The organism is Acidobacteriota bacterium (assembly GCA_016196035.1).
Taxonomy (GTDB): domain Bacteria; phylum Acidobacteriota; class Blastocatellia; order RBC074; family RBC074; genus JACPYM01.
The window spans coordinates 1-9,900 of sequence record JACPYM010000128.1; the positions used below are offsets into that span (position 1 = coordinate 1).

General features: G+C 61.3%; 6 protein-coding genes. All 6 read left to right on the top strand.

The features are described from left to right. The first annotated feature begins 323 nt into the window (after positions 1-323). The 6 genes from HY011_35375 to flhF all read left to right on the top strand — a co-directional run bounded on the left by HY011_35375 (position 324) and on the right by flhF (position 9,771). Positions 324-803, top strand: a complete 480-nt coding sequence (locus tag HY011_35375) for a purine-binding chemotaxis protein CheW (GenBank protein MBI3428236.1) — start codon at positions 324-326, stop codon at positions 801-803. Between the two features lie 35 nt (positions 804-838). Beyond that, positions 839-1,717 (top strand): protein-glutamate O-methyltransferase CheR, encoded by an 879-nt coding sequence (locus tag HY011_35380; GenBank protein MBI3428237.1) that lies wholly within the window; start codon positions 839-841, stop codon positions 1,715-1,717. A gap of 214 nt (positions 1,718-1,931) precedes the next feature. Next, on the top strand, positions 1,932-3,884 hold the full coding sequence (locus HY011_35385; protein MBI3428238.1) for a chemotaxis protein CheA: 1,953 nt from the start codon (positions 1,932-1,934) through the stop codon (positions 3,882-3,884). 146 nt (positions 3,885-4,030) lie between these two features. Continuing rightward, positions 4,031-5,164: a chemotaxis response regulator protein-glutamate methylesterase gene (locus HY011_35390; protein ID MBI3428239.1), complete on the top strand. Its 1,134-nt coding sequence runs from the start codon at positions 4,031-4,033 to the stop codon at positions 5,162-5,164. Between the two features lie 808 nt (positions 5,165-5,972). Beyond that, complete coding sequence (gene flhA, locus HY011_35395) at positions 5,973-8,045, top strand: flagellar biosynthesis protein FlhA (GenBank protein MBI3428240.1); 2,073 nt, start codon at positions 5,973-5,975, stop codon at positions 8,043-8,045. Positions 8,046-8,226: 181 nt separating this feature from the next. Next, positions 8,227-9,771, top strand: a complete 1,545-nt coding sequence (flhF, locus tag HY011_35400; protein MBI3428241.1) for a flagellar biosynthesis protein FlhF — start codon at positions 8,227-8,229, stop codon at positions 9,769-9,771. Positions 9,772-9,900: the final 129 nt, after the last annotated feature.

Below are 9,900 nucleotides of genomic sequence, written 5' to 3' on the forward strand. Positions count from 1 at the left end.
CGCCATGCGTGCCGGTTTGAACGGGTACTGAGCACACTGGCAACTTAGATCGGTTTTCATTTGCGTGTACGGTACTGTCCCGGCGCGGCGCGCCTACCGTACAGCCTACCGTACACGCAAATGAAAACCGATCTAAGTTGCCAGTGTGCTCAGTACCCGTTCAAACCGGCACGCATGGCGCTGGCACAAGCTGACAGCGGGACCGCGCGGGCTGGGCGCTTGCCCAGCGCCCGCAAAATCAACTGGCCGCAAAATCAACTGGCTGGCAGACGCGCCCGGTTGACAGATCGTCAGACACACAACCAAAGGAAGGAACCGAGTTTATGGCTGAGACATTGCATCTGGTTACGTTTCGCATCGGCAATGAATTATTCGGCGTGCCGATTTCCATGGTGCAAGAGATCGTGCGTGTGCCCGCCATCGCCCGCATCCCGCAAGCGCCCGAATTTATCGAAGGCGTGATCAACTTGCGGGGCCGCGTGATCACGGTAGTGGATATGCATAAACGCCTGAATCAAGCGCCCGGCAATCCCCCAGGCGTGTGGGATCGCAAGAGCCGCATTCTGGTGATCGAAACCGGCGGCCGGCTCGTCGGGATCATCGTGGATGAAGTCAAAGAGGTCTTGAAGCTGGCCGCCGACAAAATCGAAGCGCCGCCGCCGATGGTCGCCGGGTTGAGCAATCAATATATCAAGGGCGTGGGCAAGCTGGAGCATGAACTGCTCATCCTGATTGAAATTGAAAAGGTGTTAACGGTCACGCAGTTGTCCGCGCTTGACGCAATCACGCCGCTTGCCGCTTAAACATCCATCCACTTCGAAACACTCGCTGGTAAGGTATGACAACTCAATCCCCAAGTCTTTTTTTTCCCCAGGCGACGCCCAGCGTGCGCCCGGTTTGCATTCCCGAAGCCCATCTGAATGCGCTGGCGGCCATCATTGAACGGCGCACGTTGATGCAATTTGGGGCTGAGCGCCGCGACCTGCTCGTCGGCACCCTCGCCACGTTGGCCAGCAATGCGGGCGCGCGCGACGCCGCTGCGTATGCCGTGCAGTTGCTGACGGCGGGCGATGAAACCGCGCTGATGGCGCTGGTTGACGCCCTGACGATCAACGAGACCACCTTCTTTCGCAATGTGCCGCAACTCAACCTGTTCGCGCGCCTCGTGCTGCCAGAGATTATTTCGCGCAAGCGCGCCACCAGCGAACCGAAACACTTGCAGATTTGGAGCGCGGGCTGTTCCACCGGTCAGGAGGCGTTCACGCTCGCCATGCTGGCTCAAGAAGCGGTGCGGCCCTTGTTCACCTGGGGCGTCCAAATTCTCGCCACCGACATTTCGCCGACCGTCCTGGCCGCGGCGCAATCGGGCGTTTACCCCAAGGCGCGCCTCGACACCATGCCCGCCGAATTGCGTTCACGCTATTTCGATGACTTGGGCGGGCAGATTCGCGTCAAGCAAACCTTGAAGCAGTTGGTGACGTTCAAGCAACACAATTTGCGCGACCCCTTTCCACCGAACCGCTTTGACGCCATCTTTTGCCGGAACGTCATGATCTACTTTTCCCGCCAGGAGCAAGCCCGTCTGGCCCAGCGCTTTGCCGAGCGTCTCGCCCCGGCAGGTTTCTTGTTTATCGGTCATTCGGAAAGTTTGCAGGGGTTGGGCGTCGGCTTGCAGTTACGCATGCACAATGGCGGGGTGGTCTATCAGAAAGACTAAGGCTTTGTTCAAAAATAAATTGTTCATTGTTCATCGTTCATTTGTCATTGCGGAACGCGCTGTCAGGCAATGACAAATGAACAATGAACGATGACCAATGAACAACCCGCCGCCTTGCGCTGTACCCGGACGTTCCCGGACGGCTCGCGACTTCACCGAACTTTTCCCAATTCTCTTTTGAACGCCGCTGCTGCGCGGCTTTGGGGGCCTTACGATGTCAGAAGATTTAATGTTTAGTGACGAAGAGCTGGCCCAATTGCGGGCGGCGTTTTTTGAGCAGGCGACCGAAGTGGTGGATTCTCTCGGCGGCCTGATTTTATGCGTTGAGCGCGAACCGGGGAATGTAGAGTCGCTGCGTTCGGTGAAACGCGCCGTGCACACGCTCAAAGGCGATGCCTCGGCATTCGGCTTTGACGAACTCATGCAGCTCGCCCATCGCTATGAAGATGCGCTCAACCGGGTGGCGACCAGTCAAGGCGTCGTCAGCCAAGCCTTGATCAATCTGCTGCTGGCCGGAGCCGATGCCCTGGCCGAGTTGCTCCGTTATTACCGTGACGAAGGCCCGAAACCCGATATTGCGCATCTCTTCGCCGGTCTCGCCGCACTCAACGAAGAATCCTCCGACGCAGAACCGTTCGTTGAGGCGGTTGCGACGGCCACGGTTGCACTGAACTCGAAAACAACGACGCGGAAACGCGCGCCCCGCAACCGCGCGCGCGCTAACCCAACCGCCCCAGCGCCCGCCCCGGATTTAGCCTTGGCCGCCGCGCCTGCCGCCATGTTCGTGCCGGGCACGGCGACAACGCCGCAACCCGCCCCCAGCAAAACCGCCCCCGCAGAAACCCGGCCCCCGGAAGAGCAACGTAACACCGGGCGGCAACCCGGTTCCGGCACGACGTTGCGGGTCGAATCGGAGCGTATTGATGCGGCGATGAACCTGATCGGCGAACTCATCATTCAACGTTCGATGATTGCCGCGCTGACGGCGGAACTGGACGCCGAACGCCACGGCAACGAACACGCGCGCGGGTTGAAAGAAGCCGTGGACTTAACCCGGCGCACACTCGCTGAATTGCAGGAAAGCGTCATGCGCATGCGGTTGGTGGCGATTGATCAAGTCTTTCGCCGCTTCCCGCGCGTCGTGCGCGATGCCAGCATCAAACTGGGCAAACCGTTGCGCCTGGACGTCACCGGCGGCCAGACCGAAATTGATAAATCCATTGTCGAAATCATCAGCGACCCGTTGATTCATCTGGTACGCAACGCCTGTGATCACGGCATCGAACCGCCCGCCGTGCGCCAAGCCGCCGGCAAACCCACAGAAGGTGTCATCCATCTGCGCGCCCGGCGCGTCGGCAATCAAATCGCGGTCGAAGTGGAAGACAACGGCGCGGGCATCAATGCCGACCAGGTCGCGGCCAAGGCCATCCAAAAGGGTTTGGTCAAGGCGCACGAAGTGAAAGACTGGACCGATCAGCAAAAGATCGCGTTGATCTTTCTGCCCGAATTTTCCACCAAAGAAATCGTCAGCGATCTGTCGGGGCGCGGCGTCGGCATGGACGTGGTGAAAACGACCGTGGATGCGCTGGGCGGTTCAATCGCGGTCAGTTCCGTGTTGGGGCAAGGCAGCCGCTTCACGATCAAGTTGCCGCTGACGATGGCGATTGTGCGCGCCATGCTGTTCGAAACGGCGGGCCGCCGCTTCGCCTTGCCGCTCGATGAAATCCGTGAGATCACCCGGCTGCGCGCCAACGAAGTGAAAACCGTCAATGGCCGCGAGGTGCTGCGCTTGCGCGAGCGCGTTTTACCGCTCATTCGCCTGGATGAAGCGTTGGGGCTGCGCGCGCCGGGCGAGAGCCGCACGGAGGGACGTTTATTCGTCTTCGTCCTGGAACTGGGTGATGGGCGCGTCGTGGGCCTGGCTGTCGAACGCCTGTTCGGCGAACAGGAGCTGGTGTTAAAGACCGTGGACGATTCGTTGATTCAAGCGGAACTCGTGGCTGGCGCCTCCATCCTGGGCGATGGTCAGGTGGTCTTGATTCTCGACCAGTACGCCATCGTCCAGCAGGCCACCCAAGGCGCGCGCACCGACAGCCTCATGCGTCCGCCGAATCGTCCCAGCGCCGCGCCCGCCAACACGCCGACGCGGGCGCGGGCTTATGTTTGACGGCGCTCTTGACGGCGTTTTCGGCGGGCGCGTACCGCAGACTTGCCCGGCGCACACGCTTCAGACACCAATCTCAGCAGCGCCGTTGAGCGGTGCTTGAGGGCAAGTCGCAACCGGGCAGGCGCAAAGGAAGTTTTATGAGTCCAATGACTGTTACTACCGCCACCAAACCGATCCGCGTGATGATCGTGGATGACTCGGCTTTGATGCGCAAACTGCTGGCCGAAATGTTGTCGCGCAGCCCGGGCATCGAGATCGTTGACACCGCGATGGACGGGCAATTCGCGCTCGATCACTTGCAGCGCATTCGGCCGGACGTGATTTTAATGGACATCGAAATGCCGCGGCTCGACGGTTTGGCAACGCTCGAACACATCGTGGCGGAATACGGGCTGCCGGTCGTGATGTGCAGCACGCTCACCAGCAATGGAGCACAGGCCACGCTCGAAGCCTTGAAACGCGGCGCGGTGGATTTCATCGAAAAACCCTCGCTCGCGGCCTTGACCTCTGGTACCGCTGCGACGGACATGGCCGCGCGCGTAAGGGGTGCGGCTGGCGCGCGGGTCATCAAATCCGGCCCCGTCCAACCAAAACCAGCCGCGCCAAATGGACTGCGCCGCACGACGGGTTCGCTCACTCCGCCGCACGCACGCACGCCGCTTGAGCAAATCACGCGCTGGGCCGGCCAAACTGTCCCGGAGATTGCCGCCATCGGCATTTCCACCGGCGGGCCGCCGGCTTTAGAGATCGTGCTGGCCGCGTTGCCCGCCGATTTCCCGCTCGGCCTGGCCATCGTCCAACACATGCCGCCTGGGTTCACCAAGATGCTGGCCGAACAGCTCAACCGCACAAGCCGGATCGAAGTGCGCGAGGCCGCCCACGGAGACCTGTTGCACCCCGGCCTCGCCCTCATCGCCCCAGGTGGCGCGCACCTGCGGGTGACGCGTGCGCAAGGGCAGTATCGTGTGGCCGTAGACACGCAAGGGCCGCTAGTCAGCGGTCATCGCCCTTCCGCCGATGTGTTATTCGATTCCGTCGCCCAGGCTTCAGGCGGACACGCCGTGGCTGTTTTGATGACAGGCATGGGCAGCGACGGCGCCGACGGCCTGGGCCGCCTCGCCGCAGCGGGCGCGTTGACGATTGCCCAAGCGCCTGACACCTGCGTCGTCGCGGGCATGCCGAAAAGCGCCATTGAGCGCGGCGCGGCGCGCGCGATTCTGCCCCTCGTAGAGATCAGCGCCGCACTTAACGCTTGTGGCCGGCCAACGGAACAACCATAAGCGTCACCCCCCTCAACTAAGACGGCAACACAACTTTAGGCCACTACCCAACCGCAGAGGCAGCCCCGCTGACAGGCAGGTCTGCCTCTGCGCTGCTTGTGCCATCACTCATCAAAAATCGGTAGTGGTAAAAATGTAATGCTCGTCCGTTTTTGTCGCGTAGCGACAAGGTGAATTTAGCCGTGGTTTTCAAACCACGGTAGTCGGACGAAGCAGTATCGCGTCGCGTCGCGACGGTTGAAACGTTCCGGCAATGGCCTCAGTTTCAACCGTCGCGACGCGACGCGGGCACTATGAACGATGCTACCCGGCGTTGAAACGCCGGGCTAAATTCAAGTCGCCGCTACGCGGCTGCAAAATGCAGCATTACATTTTTACCACTACCCAAAAATCAAATCACCTTTCAACCATTCACGGGCTAAGCCTGGGTACGCACCGCTTTCGGCGTGCAGTCTCGGCAGTAGACGGAATTGTGTCGCAGGATTTCCTTTCAGCATTTGTCCGTCCGTCGCCAAGTCAGCCCGCTGGAAGCGCTGCGTACCCAGGCCAGATTCCGACACCGGTGTCTGATTCCCGACACTTCACCCACAGTGCACAGGAGCAGCAAATGCGGCCTCCACGCCTGGCTAACTTTGTTTATACGGTTTCGCGGCGTTCTTTGTGGCGCGTTGGTAACGTTAGGAGAAAATGTTGACGTGGCACCGCGCTTGCACTGGGCTTGATTAGCCGGATTACCACGATGATCCGGCCAGCATCTTGACGATGGCCGGATAGCCACGACTATCCGGCCAAACCTTCAGTAACCTAGATGAATCCGACCACTGACCGCCTGCTCATTTCTGCCAGCCGTCATTCGCATTTGGCCGCGCCTATCGCCGCCGTCGTGATTCTGCTCGTTCTGTTGGTGCCCTTGCCGCCCTTGCTGCTGGACGTGTTGATCAGCATGAACCTGATGATTTCCATCGTCGTGCTGCTGGTCTCGGTCTATATCCTGCAACCGGTCAAGTTCACCTCTTTCCCCAGTCTGTTGCTGTTGACGACGTTGTACCGGTTGGCGCTCAACGTGGCGACCTCGCGCCTGATTCTGTCACACGGCGAAACAGGCACCAGCGCGGCGGGCCAGGTCATCAAGGCCTTTGGCGAATTCGTCATCGGCGGCAATTACGTCGTCGGCATCGTCATTTTCCTGATCCTGCTGGCGATTCAATTCCTGGTCGTCAACCACGGCGCGGTACGTTCGTCCGAAGTCACTGCGCGCTTCACGCTCGATGCGATGCCCGGCAAGCAGATGGCGGTGGATGCCGATCTTTCGGCTGGCATCATTGACGAACACGAAGCCAAGCGCCGCCGTCACGACATCGGCCAGGCCGCCGAATTTCACGGCTCAATGGATGGCGCCATTCGCTTTACGCAACGCGATGCCGTGGCTTCGATTCTGATCACCGCCGTTAACATCATCGCGGGCTTCGCCATCGGCGTGTTGCAACACGGCATGGCGCTGTCCGACGCCTTGCAGACGTACACCATCCTCACCGTCGGCGATGGCGTCGCCGCCGCCGTGCCTTCGCTCTTTGTTTCGGTCGCCGCCGCGTTGATCACCGTGCGTTCGGCGTCCGAAGAAAACATGGGCGAAGAGATGTCTTCGCAATTGCTGATCAACCCGCGTCCTTTGTTGATCGCCGCGGCAGTCCTGGGCGCGCTGGGTTTGTTGCCGGGCATGCCGCACGCCGCATTTTTGTTGTTGTCCGCGCTGGCAGCGGGCGGCGGCTATCTGTCGCAACAGGCGCAAAACAAAACCGTAGCGCACGCAGCCGCCCAAGTGGTGAGCGCGCAAGCCGCCCTTCCGCCCGAACCTGAGAAGATCGAAAAGCTGTTGAAGCTGGATGCGCTGGCGTTGGAAGTCGGCTACGGGCTAATCCCGCTGGTCAGCGCGGGCGATACGTTTTTGGGGCGCGTGCGTGAAATCCGCCGTCAGATCGCGGTCAATCTGGGCATCATCGTGCCGCCCGTGCACATCACCGACAACCTGCAACTCAACCCGCGCGAATACGCCATCCTGCTCAAAGGCGAACGCGTCGCGCGCGGTGAACTCTATCCCGACAATTTGCTGGCGATTGATCCCGGCGCGGTGCGCGAACAAATCGAAGGCATCGCCACGACCGATCCGGCCTTTGGCATGCCCGCCGTTTGGTTGCGCGAGGCGGAAGTGCGCGACCGCGCCTTGGCGGCGGGTTACACGGTGGTTGATCCGACCACGGTCGTCTGCACACATCTATCCGAAGTCATCAAACGTTACGCGCCCGACTTGCTAGGCCGTCAGGAAACGCGCGCCTTGCTGGACACACTATCCGAGACGCATCCGAAGACGGTTGAAGAAGCAACGCCCAAAGTCTTGAGCCTGGGCGAGGTGCAGCGCGTTTTGCAAAACCTCTTGCGCGAGACGGTGCCGATTCGTGATCTGGCGACGATCCTCGAAGCGATCACCGATGCCGGAAGCCTGACGCGCGACGTCAACGCTTTGACGGAAGCGGCCCGCGCCGCGCTCGCGCGCACGATCTGTTCGGGCCTGTCGAGCGAGAACGGCGAACTCACCGTGCTCACGCTGGCGCCGCAGTTGGAGCGCCAATTCGCCGAGCGCTTCGGCCTCAACGGCAGCACGCAAACACAGGCGCTTGAGCCGGAATTCGGGCGCCTGCTGCTCGAAAAAATCGAGTCCGCCATCCAGGCCGCCGTGCTCTCGCAGCCTGTGATTTTGTGTTCGGCGGCGGTGCGCCCGCACTTGCGGAAGCTTACGGTACGCTTCTTGCCAGACTTGGCGGTGATTGCTCACGGCGAGGTCGCACCCAATGTGCGCCTCGTTTCGATTGGAACAGTTGGTTGATTGCGGATTGCGAAATATGGAATGCAGTACGGGGAGTGGTAGCACAATGGCATCAAATTAAGGTTCAGAGTTCACGCTTCAGCGTGTCCGAGGTCGGGAAAACACGCTGAAGCGTGAACTCTGAACAATGCTCTGGCACTCCCCGTACTGCACCGTTTCCGCCCTCCCGTCTGAGTGAACTATGAAGATCAAAAGCTATCGAGCACCCAGCTTGCGCGAGGCGCTCATGCAAATCAAAGAGGAACTCGGCGAGGATGCCCTGGTGCTCGAAACCAAACAGGTCAAAGCGGGTGGGCTGTTCGGCGTGGGTGCGCGCAATCTGATTGAAGTGCGCGTCGCGCCCAACGACACCGGCAAACCCGCGCCCAACGCCGCCGCCGAACGCGCCCGTGTGCCGCCGCCGCCTATGCCGCCGCCGCTGCACCGCCCCAAGCTCAATTTGACGGATGATTCCGCCGCCACACCGGCGCCGCGTCGCGCGCCCTCGTTTGAGGTGAATGAAGAACAAGGTCTGAAGGCTTTCGCTGCGCTCGCGGCGCGCGCCTACGCTGGCAACAGCGGTCCGAGGGCAACTGAAGCTACGCCCAACCGTGCGCCGCACCGCGCTCCCGAGCCGAACCGCGAGGGCGTCGAATTGGCCGATTTTGCGCCGCGCATCGTCCATCGCCGCCCCCCATCATCCGCCGCCGACCAGCACCCCGAACCGCTCTTCAACCAGCCGGGCGCTGTCCGTCCATCCACTACCATCAGCACCGGCACCACCACCGCCACCGCCACCGGTGTCGCCACCAAAAGCAAACCCGCCCTGGCCACCGAACGTGATCCCGAATTGGCGCGGCTCTGGGCGGAATTGCGCGAGATGAAATTCACGCTGGGCGCCGTCGCTGCACGGCCTGCCGCGCGCCCCGCCGTTGTCGAAGACGATCCGGCGTTGTACGACGCGCCCACTTACGAAACTTATCAGGAATTGCGCAATGCCGGCCTCGCCGCCGGACTGGCGCGACAGGCGGTCAAAAACGCGGTCGTCTCAAGCAACGCCTACATGGCCCATGACCGCGCCCACCTGGCCTTGTCTTCCGCGCTGCCCAACTGGGTGCAATTCGCCGACGCGGTGCTGAGCGGCAATGGCGCCGCCGCGTTCATCGGTTCGACGGGCGTGGGCAAAACCACGACGATTGCGAAACTGGCGGCGCACATTGCCTTGCGCGCGCGCCTCCGCGTCGAATTGATCACGCTCGACACCTATCGCATCGCGGCGGTGCAACAGTTAAAAACCTACGCCGAAATCATCAGCGCGGGCTGCCACGTCGCGCGTTCAGTCGCCGAGCTGGACGCGCTGCTGCGCCGCTTTGCCAAGCAAGCCACGGTGTTGATTGACACGACGGGCCGCAGTCCGCACGACCTGGCCGATCAACTCGAATTCGCCGATTACCTGCGCGCCCAACGCTCCGTGCTCAAATGTCTGGTGCTGCCCGCCACCAACCACCCCGACGAAGCGCAACTCGCGCTCAACAAGTTTGCCCTGTACGGCGTCAATCGCTTGGTGCTGACCAAGCTCGATGAAACCGTACAACCCGGCGCGGCGGTGAATGTCGCGGTAACCGCCGCGCTGCCACTGTTGTACCTCTGCGCGGGACAACGCGTCCCCGAAGATTTGGAACGCGCCACCCCCGCCGCCTTCGCCCAACGTGTCATGCGTTCGCAAAGACTGGCGCAAGCAGCGTGAGGAAGAAGTAGTCAGTAGTCAGTAGTCAGTAGTCAGTGGTTTTCATCCTCTACTATCACTGACCGCCAGGACACCTCTACCGACTACCGACTACCGACTACCGACCACCGACTGCCGGTTGCCGACTAC